The sequence below is a fragment of the Streptomyces griseomycini genome (assembly GCF_014203535.1).
In the GTDB taxonomy this organism is placed as follows: domain Bacteria; phylum Actinomycetota; class Actinomycetes; order Streptomycetales; family Streptomycetaceae; genus Streptomyces; species Streptomyces griseomycini.
In genome coordinates this window covers 323,261-339,895 of the sequence record NZ_JACHJI010000006.1, presented here as the reverse complement: position 1 = coordinate 339,895, position 16,635 = coordinate 323,261, and the positions used below count along the sequence as shown (strand labels likewise).

16 protein-coding genes and 2 pseudogenes are annotated in these 16,635 nt (G+C 75.0%); 7 read left to right on the top strand and 11 right to left on the bottom strand.

Going from position 1 to position 16,635, the window contains the following annotated elements:
• Positions 1–136: 136 nt before the first annotated feature.
• A complete protein-coding gene (locus FHS37_RS19190; RefSeq protein ID WP_184822811.1) occupies positions 137–973 on the bottom strand; it encodes a universal stress protein in 837 nt (278 codons plus the stop codon).
• Positions 974–1,645: 672 nt separating this feature from the next.
• Between FHS37_RS19190 and FHS37_RS19185 the strand changes: the two genes are divergently transcribed.
• Positions 1,646–2,116 (top strand): cation:proton antiporter regulatory subunit, encoded by a 471-nt coding sequence (locus tag FHS37_RS19185; protein ID WP_184822809.1) that lies wholly within the window; start codon positions 1,646–1,648, stop codon positions 2,114–2,116.
• A gap of 4 nt (positions 2,117–2,120) precedes the next feature.
• Positions 2,121–3,368 (top strand): cation:proton antiporter, encoded by a 1,248-nt coding sequence (locus FHS37_RS19180; protein ID WP_184822807.1) that lies wholly within the window; start codon positions 2,121–2,123, stop codon positions 3,366–3,368.
• A gap of 125 nt (positions 3,369–3,493) precedes the next feature.
• On the opposite strand, the gene FHS37_RS19175 is transcribed toward FHS37_RS19180, so the two are convergent.
• Together FHS37_RS19175 and FHS37_RS39675 are read right to left on the bottom strand one after the other, a co-directional pair.
• The gene (locus FHS37_RS19175; protein ID WP_184822805.1) at positions 3,494–4,597 is read right to left on the bottom strand and encodes a DNA polymerase III subunit beta family protein; all 1,104 of its coding nucleotides are present in this window, start codon (positions 4,595–4,597) and stop codon (positions 3,494–3,496) included.
• A 292-nt stretch (positions 4,598–4,889) separates the two neighbouring features.
• A pseudogene (locus tag FHS37_RS39675) lies at positions 4,890–5,798 on the bottom strand (ATP-binding cassette domain-containing protein); the annotation flags it as partial.
• A gap of 20 nt (positions 5,799–5,818) precedes the next feature.
• On the opposite strand from FHS37_RS39675, the pseudogene FHS37_RS19160 reads away from it, so the two are divergent.
• Together FHS37_RS19160 and FHS37_RS19155 are read left to right on the top strand one after the other, a co-directional pair.
• Positions 5,819–6,001, top strand: a pseudogene (locus tag FHS37_RS19160) (arginine deiminase family protein); the annotation flags it as partial.
• Positions 6,002–6,129: 128 nt separating this feature from the next.
• Positions 6,130–6,531, top strand: coding sequence for a hypothetical protein (locus tag FHS37_RS19155; RefSeq protein ID WP_229889741.1), 402 nt, complete (start codon positions 6,130–6,132; stop codon positions 6,529–6,531).
• Here the strand turns inward: FHS37_RS19155 and FHS37_RS19150 are convergent.
• Positions 6,497–6,985: a hypothetical protein gene (locus tag FHS37_RS19150; RefSeq protein WP_184823251.1), complete on the bottom strand. Its 489-nt coding sequence runs from the start codon at positions 6,983–6,985 to the stop codon at positions 6,497–6,499. The two genes, FHS37_RS19155 and FHS37_RS19150, sit on opposite strands and share 35 nt — an antisense overlap.
• A gap of 494 nt (positions 6,986–7,479) precedes the next feature.
• Positions 7,480–7,881 (bottom strand): DUF5997 family protein, encoded by a 402-nt coding sequence (locus FHS37_RS19145; protein ID WP_184822803.1) that lies wholly within the window; start codon positions 7,879–7,881, stop codon positions 7,480–7,482.
• A 58-nt stretch (positions 7,882–7,939) separates the two neighbouring features.
• Here FHS37_RS19145 and FHS37_RS19140 point away from each other — a divergent pair, with 58 nt between their 5' ends.
• Positions 7,940–8,719, top strand: coding sequence for a LysR family substrate-binding domain-containing protein (locus FHS37_RS19140; protein WP_184822801.1), 780 nt, complete (start codon positions 7,940–7,942; stop codon positions 8,717–8,719).
• A 33-nt stretch (positions 8,720–8,752) separates the two neighbouring features.
• On the opposite strand, the gene FHS37_RS19135 is transcribed toward FHS37_RS19140, so the two are convergent.
• From FHS37_RS19135 to FHS37_RS19125, 3 genes are all read right to left on the bottom strand, one after another.
• Entirely contained in the window at positions 8,753–9,502 is a 750-nt protein-coding gene (locus FHS37_RS19135; protein ID WP_184822799.1) for a DUF4142 domain-containing protein, read from the bottom strand.
• A 241-nt stretch (positions 9,503–9,743) separates the two neighbouring features.
• The gene (locus FHS37_RS19130) at positions 9,744–10,439 is read right to left on the bottom strand and encodes an HAD family hydrolase (RefSeq protein WP_184822797.1); all 696 of its coding nucleotides are present in this window, start codon (positions 10,437–10,439) and stop codon (positions 9,744–9,746) included.
• Positions 10,440–10,459: 20 nt separating this feature from the next.
• The gene (locus tag FHS37_RS19125; RefSeq protein WP_184822795.1) at positions 10,460–10,936 is read right to left on the bottom strand and encodes an Lrp/AsnC family transcriptional regulator; all 477 of its coding nucleotides are present in this window, start codon (positions 10,934–10,936) and stop codon (positions 10,460–10,462) included.
• Positions 10,937–11,205: 269 nt separating this feature from the next.
• Between FHS37_RS19125 and FHS37_RS19120 the strand changes: the two genes are divergently transcribed.
• Both FHS37_RS19120 and FHS37_RS19115 read left to right on the top strand, forming a co-directional pair.
• Positions 11,206–12,693 carry an FUSC family protein gene (locus tag FHS37_RS19120; protein ID WP_184822793.1) on the top strand — a complete coding sequence of 496 codons (1,488 nt, stop codon included), beginning with the start codon at positions 11,206–11,208 and terminating at the stop codon, positions 12,691–12,693.
• 101 nt (positions 12,694–12,794) lie between these two features.
• A complete protein-coding gene (locus FHS37_RS19115) occupies positions 12,795–13,826 on the top strand; it encodes a lactonase family protein (RefSeq protein ID WP_184822791.1) in 1,032 nt (343 codons plus the stop codon).
• A 108-nt stretch (positions 13,827–13,934) separates the two neighbouring features.
• On the opposite strand, the gene FHS37_RS19110 is transcribed toward FHS37_RS19115, so the two are convergent.
• From FHS37_RS19110 to FHS37_RS19100, 3 genes are all read right to left on the bottom strand, one after another.
• A complete protein-coding gene (locus FHS37_RS19110) occupies positions 13,935–14,858 on the bottom strand; it encodes a sirohydrochlorin chelatase (RefSeq protein ID WP_184822789.1) in 924 nt (307 codons plus the stop codon).
• A gap of 84 nt (positions 14,859–14,942) precedes the next feature.
• Positions 14,943–15,950 (bottom strand): N-acetylglucosamine kinase, encoded by a 1,008-nt coding sequence (locus FHS37_RS19105; RefSeq protein ID WP_184822788.1) that lies wholly within the window; start codon positions 15,948–15,950, stop codon positions 14,943–14,945.
• The gene (locus FHS37_RS19100) at positions 15,947–16,624 is read right to left on the bottom strand and encodes a uracil-DNA glycosylase (protein WP_184822786.1); all 678 of its coding nucleotides are present in this window, start codon (positions 16,622–16,624) and stop codon (positions 15,947–15,949) included. Before FHS37_RS19100 ends, FHS37_RS19105 begins: the two co-directional genes overlap by 4 nt.
• Positions 16,625–16,635: the final 11 nt, after the last annotated feature.

The following is a 16,635-nucleotide window of genomic DNA, read 5'->3' as shown; positions in this document are numbered from 1 at the left end:
CGTGTCGCCGCCGTCGGCGGCGACGGGGCGGGGACACGTGCGGCGCGCTGACGGATCCGGCGCCTCGGACCCGTGCGCCCCGCCCCGCACGCCCGGCGCGGTGCCGGGCACCGGGGACGTCCGGCCGGCCGAACGGTCATCTCGTCCCGCGGACGACGGCGACGGGGCAGTCGGCGTGGTACAGCAGCGCCTGGCTGACCGAGCCGAGCAGCATCCCGGTGAAGCCGCCGTGACCGCGGGCGCCGGCCACCACCAGTTGGGCCTCCCGGGCGGCGTCGAGTAGCGCGTGGCGCACCCGCGCCCGTTCCAGGCGCAGCTCCACGGCGACCCGGGGATGGGCGGCCCGCAAGGGCGCCACCGTCTCCTCCAGCAGCCGGCGGTGCCGCTCGCGGAGCCGGTCGAGGTCCACCACGACGTTCAACGGGTCGGCGGGGCCCTCGTAGGGCGTCGGCTCGCTCCAGGTGTTCCACACGTGCATCGCGACCAGCGGAGCCCCGCGCAGGGCGGCCTCGGCGAAGGCGAACCCCGCCGCCGCGTTCCCGGCCGGCGAGCCGTCCACGGCGAGGAGCACCGGCCCCCGGGGATCGGGACGGCCCCGGACCACCATGAGCGGGCAGTGGCCGTGCGCGGCCAGTTGCACGACCGTCGAGCCCAGCAGCAGCCCCCCGAACCCGCTGCGGCCCCGCCCGCCGACCACCGCCAGCACCGCGTGGCGCGACTCGCTCTGCAACACCGTCAGCGTCTCACCCGACGCCACGGTCCGGGCGACCTCCAGCTCCGGTGCGAGGGAGTGGGCGCGCCGCTCGGCCTGCGCCAGCACGCCGTGGATCATCGGGTCCAGATCGGCGGTACGGCTGAAGGCGTGCACGATCCGCAGCTGCGCGCCCCGCAGACGGGCCTCCGCCGCCGCGACGTCGACCGCGGCGAGACTGGGCGGTGAGCCGTCCACCCCGACGATGACCGTGTCGTTCACTGCTCTCTCCCGTCCCCGGCCGCCCTGCACCGGAGCGCGGAGGACCCGGTGCCCCGCGTCCCCGGTCCCGGCAGCGCACCCGGGTACCCGCGGGCGGCGGCGCCTACGCGTCACGCGGCGCGCCGTCCGCGGCGCCGCCCGCCGCACGGGTCCGGGGACACGGCGGGCCGGACCCCGGTGAACGGCGGGGAGGCCCGTGAACGGCGCACGAGGCCCGGGTGCCGGGCCGCACGGCCCGGCTCACCGAACCCGGCACCGGTCCGGAGCGGCCGCCCCGTCCACGGGCCCCGGCCGCCGGCGACCGCGTCGTGCGGCGCGCCCGGCGGCACGCGCACCGCCGGGCGGAGGAACGCGTGCACCACCCGCGGACCGGCCGGTCGCGCCCCCGCCCCCCGGCCGCCCTCCCCGGCGGACGCGCCCAGGGGCGGCTTCGACGGGATCCGCCGTCATGTGACCAACGGTGCACCCCGCTGACCTGCGGCAACACGGCTTCTCCGGATATCCTCGGCCTTCTTGCGACCCGCGTCCATCCGTGACAACACCCATATCCCGGCCGAATGGCCGGATGGCACCATGTCCGCTGTGGGTGTGGATCATCCGTGCGATGCGGCACCCCGTCCAGCACGAGCCATCGAAGGAAACCGGGAGGGAGAGGCTGTGCCTGCTCCACGGATGAGCGCCACGCCGCTGCCGGGCATCGGCGTGAAATACGACCTCACCACGCGTGAGCACCAGCATCTGTCCGTGATCGCGCACAGGGACGGCGCCCGCACGGTCAACGTCTACCGCTCCGACGACCCGGACGCCTGCGCCCAGTCGCTGCGGCTGACCGTCGCCGAGTCGGCCGCGATGATCGACGCGCTGATGCCCGACCACCACAGCCCCAACCTGCTGCACACCACCGACCTGGGACTGGTCGCCGAGCGCATCGAGCTGTCCGCCGTCTCCCACTGGAACGGCCGGCTGCTGGGCGAGACGAGGATGCGCACCGACACCGGCGCCTCGATCGTGGCCGTGCTGCGGCGGGCGGAGGCGATCCCGTCCCCCGCTCCGGACTTCCGGCTGGCCGGTGGGGACACACTGATCGTGATCGGTACCCGCGAGGGCATCGAGGCCGCCGCCGAGATACTCGGGCGGGAGTGAGCGCGTGCACTCTTCCGCGACCTTCCTGATCGAGTTCGGCGCGATCATCCTCGGGCTCGGCCTGCTGGGACGCCTCGCCGGGCGTCTCCAGTTCTCCCCGATCCCCCTCTACCTGCTGGCCGGGCTGGCCTTCGGCGAGGGCGGGCTGCTGCCGCTCGGCGCGAGCGAGGAGTTCGTGGCGATCGGCGCCGAGATCGGCGTCATCCTGCTGCTGCTCATGCTCGGTCTGGAGTACACGGCCAGTGACCTGGTCTCCAACCTCAAGACCCAGTACCCGGCCGGCCTCGTGGACATGGCGCTGAACGCCCTGCCCGGCGCCGCCCTGGCCCTGCTGCTCGGCTGGGGCCCGGTCGCCGCGGTGGTGCTGGCCGGCGTCACCTGGATCTCCTCCTCCGGCGTCATCGCCAAGGTCCTCGGCGACCTCGGGCGGCTCGGCAACCGCGAGACACCGGTGATCCTCAGCATCCTGGTGCTCGAGGACCTGGCGATGGCGGTCTACCTGCCGATCATCACCGCCCTGCTGGCCGGGGTCAGCCTCGCCGCGGGCAGCCTCACGCTCGCCGTCGCGCTGGGCGTCGCCGGGCTCGTGCTGTTCGTCGCCGTCCGCTACGGGCGGGTGATCTCCCGGTTCGTCTCCAGCGACGACCCGGAGAAGCTGCTGCTGGTGGTGCTGGGCCTGACGCTGCTCGTCGCCGGACTCGCCCAGCAGCTGCAGGTCTCGGCGGCCGTGGGCGCGTTCCTGGTCGGCATCGCCCTGTCCGGTGAGGTCGCCGAGGGCGCGCACAACCTGCTGGCACCGCTGCGGGACCTGTTCGCCGCGGTGTTCTTCGTCTTCTTCGGCCTGCACACCGACCCCCAGTCCATCCCGCCGGTGATCCTGCCCGCCCTCGCGCTCGCCGTGGTCACCGCGCTGACGAAGATCGCCACCGGGTACTGGGCCGCCCGGCGGGCCGGGATCTCCCCCAAGGGCCGCTGGCGCGCGGGCGGCACCCTGGTCGCCCGCGGAGAGTTCTCCATCGTCATCGCCGGGCTCGCGGTCACCGCGGGCATCGAACCGGACCTCGGTCCACTGGCCACGGCGTACGTCCTGGTCCTGGTCGTCCTGGGCCCGCTCACGGCCCGCTACACCGAGCCCGTCGCGCTGCGCCTGGCGAGCCGCCGCACCGCATCCGCCGACGCCCGGCCCGCGCCCGCCGCGACGCCGACCGCGCAGACCCTCGAGCCGGTGCAGGACAGCACGCCCGAACGGTGACACCGGGCGGTCGGCCGTGGGCCGGGCAGCGGCGAGCCCGTGCCGCCGCCCGTCCCGCGGTGACCCGGAGCGCACCCGCCGCCGTACGGACGGGGGGCGAACGACGGGCGTACGGGCGACGGGTGCTAGTCCTCCAGCCGGACCGGCATCAGGAGGGAGAAGGCGTCCTCGTCGTCCGGCCGACGGATCGCGAGGGGTGCCGTGGGGGCGCCGATCTCCAGGACCAGCCGGTCACGGCCCCCCGCGGCGAGCGCGTCCAGCAGGAACGCGCGGTTCACGGCGACGAGGTCCTGGCCGTCGTCCCCCTCCTCCGCGAGGACCGGTGAACCGCCGTCCGCCACCTTGAGCACGCTGAGATCGCAGGGCACGCCGTCCTCCGTGCGGACCTCGCCCGCGCGGACGGGACCGGCCAGCACCGCCTCGCGGAAGACCGGCACCTCGACGAGGACACGCCTCCCGGCCGGGAGGCGGACGAGGCGGCGGTAGTCGGGGAAGTCCTGGCCGAGGCACCGACCGGCCGCCCGGCGGTCCCCGGCCTCCAGGGCCACCCGGTCCCCGTCCACAGTGAGCCGGACCGGGCCGTCGCCGTCCAGCAGCGCCCGCATCGCGTCGACGAGCGGCAGCGGAACGGCGACCTGGACGCGGGGCCCGACGTGCCCGGTGGCGGCGGTGCGGGCCACGGCCATCCGGTACCGGTCGGTGGCCACGAGGCGCAGAGCGTCGCCCTCGACGTCGAACAGGACCCCGCCGAGCACCGGCAGTTCCGGATCGGTGCCGGCCGCGAAACGGACCGAGTCCAGCGCGGCGGCCAGCTCGGGCGCGGGGACGGTCAGCCGGACGGCGGCGGGGGCGGGGCCGGGGACGGCGGTGCGGGACGAGGTCATGGGGTTCTCCCGTCGATCGAGAAGGGTGCGGAGTGCGGAGAACTCGCCGCGGGCATCGGACAGCCCTTGCTCGAGACGGCGCAGGTGCGCCTGGAGGAGCTGCCGTACGAGGTCGGTGTCCGCGCCGGACCAGCCGGCCAGCACCAGCCGGATGTCCGCCAGCGGCATGCCGGCGCGGCGCAACCGGGCCAGCAGCCGGGCCTCCTCGAGCTGCTCGGGGGCGTACCAGCGGTAGCCGCTGACCGGATCCACCCGGGCGGGGACCAGGACACCGGCACGGTCGTAGAACCGCAGGGCGCTCACGCTCAGCCCGCTGTCCCGGGCCGTCTCACCGATGCTGCGCATCTCGTTCTCCACCCGCCACACCCTGGTGCCTCGACAAGGTCGAGGGTCAAATCCGGCCCGGCCCGGTCCGGCGGCCGGTCGCCGCGCGGCCGCGGGTCCTGGCCCGGAACACCGGCAGGCCCACCGCGCTGAACGAGCCCGCCCCCAGCAGGCCGAGCGCGAGGTGTCCCCACGGGACGGTGTCCCGAAGGCGCCGCCAGCCGCGAACCGCAGGGGGCCGAAGGAGGGGAACCACTGCACACGGGCTCGTCGGCCAGGGGGCTGCCCGGCGGGTTCTGCAGGAAGGTGGCCGTCAGCCCGCCCATGACGATGAGGAGGAAGCCCTCGAGGCCACGCTCGACCAGCACCCCGAGGAGCAGACCGAGCGCGCCGTGGGCGCGGGCGACGACCGCGAACCCGGTGGGCACCGCGCACCGGCCCCCACCGCAGGACGCCAGAACAGCGGGACGGCGAGCGCCTTGCGGACGGCGTCGAAGACCACGAGACCCGCGATCGCCGTGACGCAGTCGAGCCCGGCCGTGATCAGCGTGAGCCGGCCGCCGTCGGCGTGGGGCACGTCACCGGTCGCGTACGGCCCGGACTCCAGGACCTCGCCCGCGGCCGGCACGCCCACCAGCAGGTACCCGGCGGGCACGAACAGCACGAGCAGCAGCCCGCCGGGCCGGTCGCGGGTCCGGTCGCGCACCGAGAACCGCACGGCGGTGGTGGCGCACGGGACGAGCCGCCCGTCGACGAGGCGGGTGACGGCCACGACGGCCTTGCCGCGCGTGCGCGGCTCCTCGTCCAGGTCCCGGAAACGCAGGTACGCCTTCCGGTCGAACCCCTGGTAGGGCTCGTCCGGCAGCAGGACGTCCGGGTCGTCCGGGAGGGCGAGGACGAGGTCGGGCTTCTGGCGCGTACCGCCGGACAGCTCACCGGTCACGGTCCCCGGGGACCGCTCGAGACCCGGTCGGCGCACGAGTTCGGGGCCGTGCTCAGGGCCGGGCTCCGGGCCGGGCGGCCGATGGGCGGCGGCGGAGTACCGCAGGTGCTGCTCGACGGTCAGGCTGCCGTTGAGCACCGGCTCCTGCGGGCAGTGGCCGAGCGTCCCGGACCGGGTCACCTCGCCCCGGTCCGCGGGAAGGACGCCCGCCAGTGCCTTGAGCAGCGTGGACTTCCCGGCGCCGTTCTCGCCCACGACGGCGACGAGCCGTCCCGGTGCGGCGGTGAGGCCGGCACCGCGTGGACCCGGTCCACGCCTTCTCCCCGCGCCCCGACGACACCCCGTCCGGAATCCACCTCACCGACGAGGGCTCCACCCCGTTCGTCGAGGTCGTCACCATCGCCGGCGCCGAACCCGGCCGGGGGCGGGGCGGCGGCCACTGCATGACCTGCCCGATCGCGCGCGACCCGGTCGAGTTCTGAACGAATGGGCCCTTCACTGCATGCCTGTTTCACCGGTGCGTGCCTCCGTACGGGTGACGGCTTCACCCGGTCCGGCGGACCTGGAGCCACCCGCGTACCACCGGCGCACGGAGGCGCGTTGGCCCGGCATGGACAGCACTGAGACGGCGCGGCGCCTTCTCGGGCACGGCGCCGCGAGCCGGCCGTACGCCGAACTCACCAGTGGGTACGCGGGGCACACACCGATCTACGCGGCCCTCGTCGCGGAGTGGCGGGCCCGGGGCCGCACCGTCCCGGAGCACCACGACGGCCAGTGGGCGTCCTTCGCCGCCTCCACGGCGAGCGGGCGCGCGCCCGTGCTGTCCGTGCCCTTCCCCGTGCCGGTCCCCCTGCTGCGGCCGCCCGACGAGGAAGCGCCCGACGACGGGGCGCCCGACGAGGAGGCGCCCGATCACGACGTGTCCGACGGCGAGGCCCGCCACGACGCGCCTCGCGCCGAGGACACCCACGAGGACATCACCAGCACTCCGCCTCCGCCGGCTCCGCGCTGACCGGCGCCAGCACGGCCAACGTGCCGGTGGCCCTGCGCAGGGCCAGTTCGAGTGCGCCGGGGGCGTACAGGGCACCGCTGCCGTCCGGCGGGACGAGCCACTCCAGGCGGTCGGCGGGCCGGTACGGCGGTGGTACGGCCACCCAGGACCCCCGGCCGACGTGCCGCACACCGCACCCGACCCACTCGCTGACCGGATCGGGCGGCAGGAAGAACCCCACCCGGCGCGCCATGACGTCCACCAGCGTGGGTCCGGGCACCTCCAGCGGATCACGCCACAGGACGTCCAGGGCGAGCAGCCCCAGCCGGTCGGGCACGCTGAGCACGTCCCAGTACCGTCCCGCCGCGAGCAGCGCCGTGCCCGTCCCCCGGTCCCACTCGCGTTTGCACCGCTGGGGATCCGTGGCCGCCGCGGCCAGCCATTCGACGGCTTGCTTCCACATGACGCTGTGCATGGACCACCCCGGCACGGTCGGCCGCGCCGCTGCGGGCGCGTGCAGTACGGCCATGCTGGTAGATATTTCTATCCGCCGGAAGGGTGGCGAAGGCTGGCGTTTCGTCGCGCGGCCGGCGCGGACGAGCCCCCGGAGCCGGGGTGCGTCCAGCAGCAGGTCCGCGCCGGCCCCGGGACGTGCCCGGTCGACGACCGCGCGGTTCCCCCGCACCGGGACCGCCTCGGGCCGCGGCCCGGCCACGCACGCGCCGGCCAGGGCTAAGGCCTCTCGTCTGGATCAGGCCGGATCCGAACGAAAGACCCCAGCGCGGCGTCGAACCGGCGCGCCGCGACGCTCCCGTCCACCGAGGGACCGGTGGGGGCGGGGGGACGACGGGCGTGCCGGACGGTCAGCCGTTCGAGGCGGTGGGCCGTCCGGGCGTGTTCCCGGGGTCCCGAGCGCCGCCGCACCCGGGCTCTCCGGGGCTCCGGGGGTTCCGGGCGGCCCCGGCCGGGTCAGTGGCCGTCTGCCGTGCGCTCGGCGCGTTCGGCGTTGCGCTTCTTGACCCGCGCCGCTTCCTTGCGGACCTCCGCCTGGGTGGCGCGCTCCCGCTCCAGCCATTCGGGCCGCTCCTGCTTCAGCGCCTCGATCTGCTCGGTGGTCAGGGGCTCGGTGATCCCGCCGCGGGCGAGACCGGAGATGGAGACGCCCAGCTTCGCCGCGACCACCGGACGGGGGTGCGGACCGTCGCGCCGCAGGTCGCGCAGCCACTGGGGCGGGTCGGCCTGGAGCGCGTTCAGCTCGGCCCGCGAGACGGCACCCTCCCGGAACTCGGCGGGGGTGGCCTCGAGGTACACACCCAGCTTCTTGGCCGCGGTCGCGGGCTTCATCGTCTGGGTGCTCTGGTGCGACGTCATGGTGTCCAGGGTATCGAGCGTGTGCACGAGGGCCGACCACGGCCGGTAACCTGGCCAGGTGACAGGCTCGGAAGTACCCCCCTCGTTCCGGCTCGTGTACGTGCCCGGGGTGATGCCCGACAAATGGGTGCGCATCTGGAACGAGCGGCTGCCCGACGTCCCGCTGACCCTCACGCAGGTGCCCGCCGGGGCGGCGCAGGGCCTGCTGCTGGGCGGGGACGCCGACGCGGGGCTGGTCCGGTCGCCCGTCGACCGGACGGTCTTCAGCGCGATCCCCCTCTACACCGAGCGGACGGTCGTCGTGGTCCCCAAGGACCACCTCGTCACGGCGGCCGACGAGGTGACCCTCGAGGACCTGGCCGACGACATCGTGCTGCACCCCCTCGACGACGTCCTCGACTGGGAGGCCCTGCCCGGCCGGCCCGCCCTCGAGCGTCCCGCCACCACCGCCGACGCCGTCGAACTGGTCGCGGCCGGGATCGGCGTGCTCGTCGTACCGCTCTCCCTCGCCCGGCTGCACCACCGCAAGGACCTCACCCACCGGCCCCTCGCGGGCGCCCCCGAGTCGAGCGTGGCGCTGGCCTGGCCCGAGGACGCGACGACGGACCGGGTGGAGGACTTCATCGGCATCGTGCGCGGCCGGACCGTCAACAGCACGCGCGGACGCAGACAGCAGCCGGCGCCGGAGAAGCCGGCGCCGGAGAAGCCCCGGCGCACCGACCGGGACGGTGCCCGTCGGCAGCAGGCGGCGGGCCGGCCGGCCGGCGGAGGCCGCCGGAGAAGCGCCGGCGGCCCGGCGAAGAACCCGCGCCGGGGCAGGCCCCGCCGCGGGTCGTAGCCCACGGGCGGCACCACGCGGGCGGGTCCGGCCCTACTTCACCGTGGGGGACGGAGACGGCGCCGGAGAAGCCGTGTTCAGGTCCTTCAGGTCCTCGGGGATCTCCAGCGCGAGGACCGGCGCGCCCGCCTGCGGCGCCGGCGGGGTCACCTGCTCCAGGGGCATCTTGGGCGGGCTGGTCTGCTGGAAGTTGACCTGCTCGTGATTGACCAGCCCCGTCTTCTCCAGCACCGTGATGTGGTCGAGCACGGTGTCGTTGGCCTGGTCGGCGAGCTGCCGGACGAGGGTGTTCCTGGTATTGGCCCGGATCTTGGCGATGGCCGGGAAGATCTGCCCGTGCGTCACCCGCATGATGTTCACCGCGGTGGAGTCGAACTCCTTGCCGCTGGTGGACTTCACGGTCTCCACGAACCCCTGCTGCTGCGGCGAGGCCTGGTTCGGCAGCGTGATGCCCAGCTCCAGGGAGATCTTGCGGCAGGACTCGTCGAGCCGGCCGTGACCGACGACCAGGTGCTCTCCCGCCTCCTTCATCTCGGGCGTCGTCCCCCGCTCCATCGCCAGCAGACCCAGGGGGTGCTCCCAGAGTCCGGCCGCGCGCACCTTGACCACGAAGTCGCGGTCCGCCTCGGTCAGCGGGCCGTAGTTCGTGTTGGCGACCACCCGGTCCTGCTGGGTGGATGTGTTCTGCACGCCCAGCATGGTGGGGTAGGCGAGCGCGGCGAGGGTGAGGATCATCGCTCCGCCCACGAACGCGGTTCCTGCCGTGCTGCGCGAGATGCGCATCGTGCCTCCTGGGATGTGAACGGCCCAACAGCAGGGAGTACGGACGGGAGGCGCGAAACAATCACCGTTCCGGCGAAGAACTTCCGGCCGGCCTCGGGACGCCTGCGCGGCTGCCGTGCCGTGGACGCTCCCCTGCCCGCACCCGGCGGTCGGGATCCCGCGTGACGTTCAGGTGGCCGATCGGGCGACGAGGAGGAGACGGGGAGGGCGTCGACGGGCCGGGAGGCGCCGCGTGCGCCGGTCAGGCGGGCCGGGCCGTCCGCGTCAGCCACGCGTGCGCCGCCCGCGCCGTGAACTCCCGCTGCCCGCCGCGCAGCAGCAGGTCGGCGGTGGCGAACTCCGCGGCGTCGGCCTGGGCGGCGACGTACGGGACCGCGATGCAGCGCATCCCGGCCGCGTGCGCGGCGGCGGCGCCCGGGGCCGCGTCCTCCAGCACCACGCAGTCGCGGGGGTCCGCGCCGAGCCGGCGGGCCGCTTCCAGGAAGACGTCGGGGGCCGGCTTGCCGTGCGCCACCTCGTCGGCCGAGACGACGGTGCGCAGGTGCGCGTCCAGGCCCGTGCCCGCCAGGACCGCCCCGATGGCCTCGGGCGAGGAACCGGAGGCCACGGCCATCGGCACGCCCTCGCCCGCCAGCAGCTCGACGAAGGCGCGCATCTCCGGGTACACGCGGGTGGAGGCGCGGGCCAGCTCCAGATAGCGGCGGTTCTTGACCGCGAGAAGCTCCTCCACGCCGGCCCGCAGCCCGTACCGTTCCCGCCAGTCGGCGATCGTCTCCCGCGTGCTGATCCCGACGTAGCGCTCGTGCTCGGCCCACGAGAAGTCCGGGACGCCGTACTCGGCGAGGGTCAGCCGACCCGCCTCGTAGTAGTTCGGCTCGCTGTCCACGAGCGTTCCGTCGAGATCGAAGATGACCGAGAGGGTGCCGGGGGTGCTCATGGGGTCCAGGATGCCAAGGCCTACTTCCGTGCCGTCCGGGCGATCGACTCCACCAGGGGCAGCAGCCGGTGCGGAACGCGCTCGCGCAGCGCCACCTCCGTGCGGGTGCGCACCACACCGGGAAGGCTGATCAGTTTCTGGATCACGTCCTCCAGGTGCCCGGCGTCGCGCGCCACGACCCGGGTCAGCAGATCCCCGCCGCCCGTGATGGAGAACGCCTCGACGATCTCCGGTACGGTCGCCAGCGCCTCGCCCACGTCGTCCAGGTGGCCCTGGGTGACCTCGATGTGCACGAAGGCCAGCACGGGGTGGCCCAGTGCGGCGGGGGACAGGGACGGACCGGTGCCGGTGATCACGCCCTCGCGCTCCATCCGGTCGAGACGGGCCTGCAGGGTGCCGCGCGCGACCCCGAGGATGCGGGCGTACTCACGCACGCTGGTGCGGGGCTGCTCCAGCAGCAGCCGCAGGATGCGGGTGTCGAGCTCGTCCACGGCCATGACGCCCGGCCTCCTCGCTCTCCGTGATCGTTTCCGACTGTACCAATGGCCCGGGGGAGTGCCGGACCCCCGGACCGGTCGTCTTCGGCCGTTGGCACCCCGTCGGCCGTCCTCCCCCGGTCCGTGCTGGGCCAATGGACCAGTTCTTCGAAGTCCTGTTGAGCCAATGACGGCAAGGATGCTGATATGGAGGTGTCGATGGCGCTGCGGACCCCGCGGCGCCTTTCTCATGTCACGGTTCACACCACGTTCCAGGGGGACGGTAAGCAGTGCTGAAGAGGGTGTTCATGGCGCCGGACCCGGGCCGGGTCCGGCTGCGCTTCGCGGCGCGGGCCGTGCTCGGCGTCGGGCTGGCGGTCGTCGTGTGCGGCCTGGCCGGCCACTCCCTGACGGGTGCCGTCACCGGTGGGCTCGCCGCGCTGCTCGCCCTGTTCACCGTCACCGACGCCACGGTCCGCGGGCAGGCCGTCACGACCGCGCTGCTGCCCGCCGTGGGTCTGCCGGTGCTCGCCGTCGCGGCGGGGCTGCACGACCACCCCGTGGCGCGCGACCTCACCTTCCTCGCCGTGGTCGGACTGGGCGTGTACGCACGGCGCTGGGGTCCGCGCGGGCACAGCCTCGGGGTCTTCGCGTTCATGACCTACTTCGTGGCGCAGTTCCTGCACGCGAGGACGGACCAGCTCCCCGAGCTGTACGCCTCCGTCGTGCTGTCCGTGCTCACCGCGGCGGCGGTGCGCTTCGGGCTGTGGTGCTACGAGCGCCGTCTGCCGCCCGCCGTCGTGCCGGCTCCGCCCGGCGGCACGGGGCTGGCCCGCGTGACGACCCGCCAGGCGATCCAGGCGACGGCCGGCGCGGGCTTCGCCCTCGTCGTGGGCCAGCTGGTGTCCGGGCAGCGCTGGTACTGGGCCGTCGGCGCCACCTGGTGGGTCTTCGTCAACACCACCTCGCGCGGCGAGACCCTGGTGCGCGGCTTCCGGCGGGTGCTGGGCACGGTCATCGGCATCGGCCTCGCGCTGTTCGTCGCCGTCCCCGTGCACGGGGACGCGGTCCCCACCGCCCTGATCGTCGCCGTGTCCGTCTTCGGCATCTTCTACACGGCCGCGGTGTCCTACACCTGGATGATGCTCTGGGTGACGCTGCTCGCCGCGGTGCTCTACGGCCTCCTGGGCGTGCTGAGCCCCGGTCTGCTGGTGCTGCGGCTCGTGGAGACCGGCGTCGGTGCGCTCGGCGCCGTGCTGGCGGTGGCCTTCGTCCTCCCCGTGACCACCCACAGCATCACCGACGCCTGGATCCAGCGGGCCCTGCACTGCGTCCACGCGTGCACCGCTCGGACGGCCGCGCGGCTGGCCGGCGCCGAGGACGCCGACCCCGCGCCGGAGGTGGCGGAGCTGGAACAGCTCCTCGCCCGGGTGCGGCTCTCGGTCGCCCCGCTGGTGCATCCGCTGAACCCCATGCGCGGCCGCAAGCGGCGTGCCCGCCGGGTGCTCGCCCTGCTCGACGACTGCGCCCGGGAGATCCGCGGCCTCGTCGCCGTCGCCGCCGACCCGGAGGCCTCGCACGACGCCCGGCTGGCCGCCGCCTGCCGGCGCGTGGAGGTCGCGGTCGAGGCGCTCACCGACGGCCGGGACATCGTGGTGCGCACGGCTCCGACCGCGGCGGAGGGCGCCCTGGCCCACCTCCACGGCCTGGAACGCGCCCTCGCCGAGCTCGCGGCGCCGCTGCGGGCGCCCTCCGGCTCCCCCCTGGTCGGCGCCTGAGCGGCACCCCGGACGCGCACCGGATCGGCCCGTTTGGTCTAGACCTAGGGGGTCGCCTGCTACCGTCGCTCCGGAGCGGTACCGGACGAGAGGGGACGGCAGTGGCGGACAGCGGGCGGCGGGCGTTCATCGGGTCGTTCACCGCGGCGGGGGGCCCCGGCATCGTCACCGCGGCCATCGCCCCCGACAGCGGCGCGCTGACCGTCCTGAGCACCGTGAACGGCGTTCCCGACCCCTCCTACCTGGCCCTGTCGGCCGACCGGCGCATGCTGTACGCGGTCAGCGAGACGGCCGAGGGTGCCGTGGCCGCGTTCCGCGTGACCGGGGACCAACCGGAGCCGGTCGGACCCCCGGTGCCGGTCGACGCGAACGGGCCGACCCACCTCGCCCTCTTCGCCGGGCACCTGCTCACCGCGAACTACGGCTCGGGCAGCCTCACCGCCGTCCCCGTCCGTGCGGACGGCGGCCTCGCGCGGTCCGCGTCCGGGGTGCTGCGGCACAGCGGTTCGGGCCCTCACCCGCAGCGCCAGCAGGGTCCGCACGCCCATCAGGTGCAGCCCGACCCGAGCGGTCGCTGGGCGGTCGGAGTCGACCTCGGCACGGACTCGGTACGGGTGTGCACCCTGACCGACGGCGCTCCCGCACAGCACCGGGAGATCGCCCTGCGCCCCGGATCGGGTCCGCGTCACCTGGCCTTCCACCCGGACGGTGCGCACGCGTACGTCCTCAACGAGCTCAGCCCCACCCTCGTCGTCTGCCGCTGGGACGCCGCGGGCGGCGAGCTGAAGCCGCTCACGGAGGTCCCGGTGCTGCCCGGCGCCCCGGCCGGCGACGCCTATCCGTCGGGCGTGGCCGTCTCGCCCGACGGCCGCTTCGTGTGGACCGCGACCCGCGGCGAGGACGTGCTGTCCGTGTTCGCGGTCGAGGGGCGGGGGGAGGGGCTGAGCCCGCTCACCACCGTGTCCTGCGGCGGTCACTGGCCCCGCGCGATCACGGAGTCCGGCGGCTTCCTGTACGTCGCGAACGAGCGCTCCGGTGACGTGACCTGGTTCGCGGTCGACCCGGACACGGGGGTGCCCCGCCGCGGCGGCTCGATCCCGGTGCCCGCGGCGTCCTGCGTGGTCACCGGCTGACCGGAGCCGGCCCGTCCGGACCCTCCCGAATTCTCCGAGCCCATACGGAAGGGCCCGCTCCGGTCACCGGAGCGGGCCCTTCCGACGTCGGTGCGAGCGCCGGCCGCGTCAGCGGACCGGGGAGCCCTGCGCCTGCTGCGGCGCGATGCCCAGCGCGGTCGTGTACTTGGCCAGGGCGAGCTTGCCGATCGCCGGGTACGGGCCGAGCGCCTCGGCGGCGGGGCAGTCCGCCTCCTTCGCGGCCTCCTCGACCAGGCTCGCGTCGATCTCCGGGCCGATCAGGTACGGCGCGAGCGCCAGCTGCTGCGAACCGGAGCCGCGCAGCTGCTCGGCGACGGAGGCGATGGAGCCCTCCTGGTCCAGGGCCGCCGCCATCACCGGCACCGCGAGGCGCGCGGCGAGCAGCATGCCGGTGATCCCGGCCGCCTGCACGGCCTCGTCACCGCCCACGGACGCCAGGATGATGCCGTCCGCGGCGGTCGCCACGGTGAACAGCCGGGCCCGGTCGGCACGGGCCAGACCGGCCTCGGACAGCCGCACGTGCAGCGCCTCGGCGAGCAACGGGTGCGGGCCGAGCACATCGGTCAGCTCCGCGGCGACACGGCTGTCCATCACGGCCTGACGGATCCGGCGCAGCAGCGCGCTGTCCGGGCCGGCGAGCAGCGGCACGACGACGGCGACGGGCCCGTCGGGCTCCTTCACGTCCAGACCGGCGGCGCGGGCCTGCTCGAAGCGGGCGGTGCGCTCCTCGCCGGCGTGCGCGAGCACCGACTGCAGCGAGGGGAACTCCTCGTCGTCGCCGTCGAGGTAGCCGATCCGGGCGTCGAGACCGGGCAGCTCGGAACGGGCGATGCTCACGACCTCGTCGGCGAGGGATCGGGTGGTGCTACTGGGCGCACCCGGCACGGCGAGGACGAGCGCGGGCGCGCCCTCGGGAGCCACCAGGGGCTCGGGGCGGCGGTGCCGCCCGGGCTGGCGGGGGCGCGGCATTCGTACTGGCAGGCCGGACGCGGGCCCAGTGGGGGTGCTCATGCTGCGGCATGTTAGTGGCTTCCCGGGTTCCCCTGTTCGGGGAGGGGGCAGGTGAGCGGTATCCGTCCGGATTTGTCTGATGGGTTACGTCCCGCGACCGGCCGTCCGGGTGGCGCCCGCGTCCGCCGGGCTCGTCACGCACAGCATCCTTCCCTCACACGGAAGGGCGAACGCGCCCGTCATGAGGTCGGTGGCGATGCGCACCGCCCCGTGCAGGGGGTCCCCTTCGGCCGTGACCCGCCGTGCCCGCGGCAGCCGCTTCGCCAGCTCCTCGTCCAGCGGTACGAGCAGAGGGGCGCCCATCTTGAACAGGCCGCCGGTGAGACCGACCGGCGGTTCGTCCCCGTCCGGGCACACGGCCGCGGCCGAGTCCGCCATGTGCCGGGCCGCCGCCCGCAGCACGTCCGCGGCGACGGGGTCGCCGTCGGCCGCGCACTCGGCCACCCGGGGCGCGAAGGAGGCGAGGACGGCCGGCCGGTCGGTGCGCGGGTACAGCAGGCCGGGCAGCCCCGGCGCGGGACCGAACGTCTCCTCGGCGTCCGCCAGCAGCCGTGCGGAGCCGCCCTCCCGCCCGTCGTGGGCGCGCAGCGCCGCCTCCAGTCCCGCCCGCCCGATCCAGGCGCCGCCGCCGCAGTCGCCGAGCAGATGGCCCCAGCCGTCCGCCCGGCGCCAGCCGGTCAGATCGGTGCCGATCGCGATCAGTCCCGTACCCGCGGCGATCACCGCACCGGGCCGCGGCCCGAGGGCACCGACGTAGGCGGTGACGGCGTCGGCGGCCAACGCGACCCGCCGCACGCCCAGGTCGCGGGCCAGCGCCCCCGGCAGCTCGGCGCGCAGCGCGTCCCCCAGACCGGCCATTCCGGCCGCGCCGACGACGGCCGTGTCCAGCCGTCCGATCCCGGCCTCGGCGCACAGGGCGCGCGCCATCGGCACCAGTCGCTCCACGAAGTGTCCGGGATCGATGCCCCGGGCCCCGGTCCGCACCGGCTCCGTCGAGGCCCCTCGGGCGGACACGCCGTGCCCGGCGGCGCCGACGGCGACCCGCACCCCGGAGCCTCCGGAGTCCACGGCGAGGAACCCGGAACCGGTCACGGCAGGCGCCAGTCCACCGGTTGGCCGCCCTGACGGATCAGCAGGTCGTTGGCCCGGCTGAACGGACGCGAGCCGAAGAAGCCGCGGTCGGCGGACATCGGCGACGGATGGGCCGACTCCACCGCGGGCAGGTCGCCCAGCAACGGACGGCAGTTGCGGGCGTCCCGCCCCCACAGGATGGAGACCAGGGGCTTGCCCCGCCCCGCCAGCGCGCGGATCGCCTGCTCGGTGACCTCCTCCCAGCCCTTGCCGCGATGGGCGGCCGGTCTGCGCGGGGCCGTCGTCAGCGCCCTGTTGAGCAGCAGCACGCCCTGCTCGGTCCACGGCGTGAGATCACCGTTGGACGGCTGGGGCAGCCCCAGGTCGGTGGTCAGCTCGCGGAAGATGTTGACGAGGCTGCCGGGCAGCGGCCGCACCTCGGGCGCGACCGAGAAGGACAGCCCCACCGCGTGCCCCGGGGTGGGATAGGGGTCCTGCCCGACGATCAGGACGCGTACCTCGTCGAAGGGCTGCTGGAAGGCCCGCAGGACGTTCGCTCCGGCCGGCAGGTAGGTGCGTCCCGCGGCGATCTCCGCGCGCAGGAAGTCCCCCATCCCGGCGATCCGGCCGGCCACCGGTTCCAGGGCCTTCGCCCAGCCCGCTTCGACGATCTCATGCAAGGGTCGTGGTGCCACGGACGTCACCC

Excerpts from the sequence above, each read along its gene's own strand:
- FHS37_RS19135 (WP_184822799.1), bottom strand. The coding sequence starts at position 9,502 with ATGCGCATCTCGCGCAGCACGGCAGGAACCGCGTTCGTGGGCGGAGCG.
- FHS37_RS19155 (WP_229889741.1), top strand. The coding sequence starts at position 6,130 with ATGGACAGCACTGAGACGGCGCGGCGCCTTCTCGGGCACGGCGCCGCG.
- FHS37_RS19110 (WP_184822789.1), bottom strand. The coding sequence starts at position 14,858 with ATGAGCACCCCCACTGGGCCCGCGTCCGGCCTGCCAGTACGAATGCCG.
- FHS37_RS19145 (WP_184822803.1), bottom strand. The coding sequence starts at position 7,881 with ATGACGTCGCACCAGAGCACCCAGACGATGAAGCCCGCGACCGCGGCC.
- FHS37_RS19150 (WP_184823251.1), bottom strand. The coding sequence starts at position 6,985 with ATGCACAGCGTCATGTGGAAGCAAGCCGTCGAATGGCTGGCCGCGGCG.
- FHS37_RS19185 (WP_184822809.1), top strand. The coding sequence starts at position 1,646 with ATGAGCGCCACGCCGCTGCCGGGCATCGGCGTGAAATACGACCTCACC.
- FHS37_RS19125 (WP_184822795.1), bottom strand. The coding sequence starts at position 10,936 with ATGGCCGTGGACGAGCTCGACACCCGCATCCTGCGGCTGCTGCTGGAG.
- FHS37_RS19130 (WP_184822797.1), bottom strand. The coding sequence starts at position 10,439 with ATGAGCACCCCCGGCACCCTCTCGGTCATCTTCGATCTCGACGGAACG.
- FHS37_RS19175 (WP_184822805.1), bottom strand. The coding sequence starts at position 4,597 with ATGCGCAGCATCGGTGAGACGGCCCGGGACAGCGGGCTGAGCGTGAGC.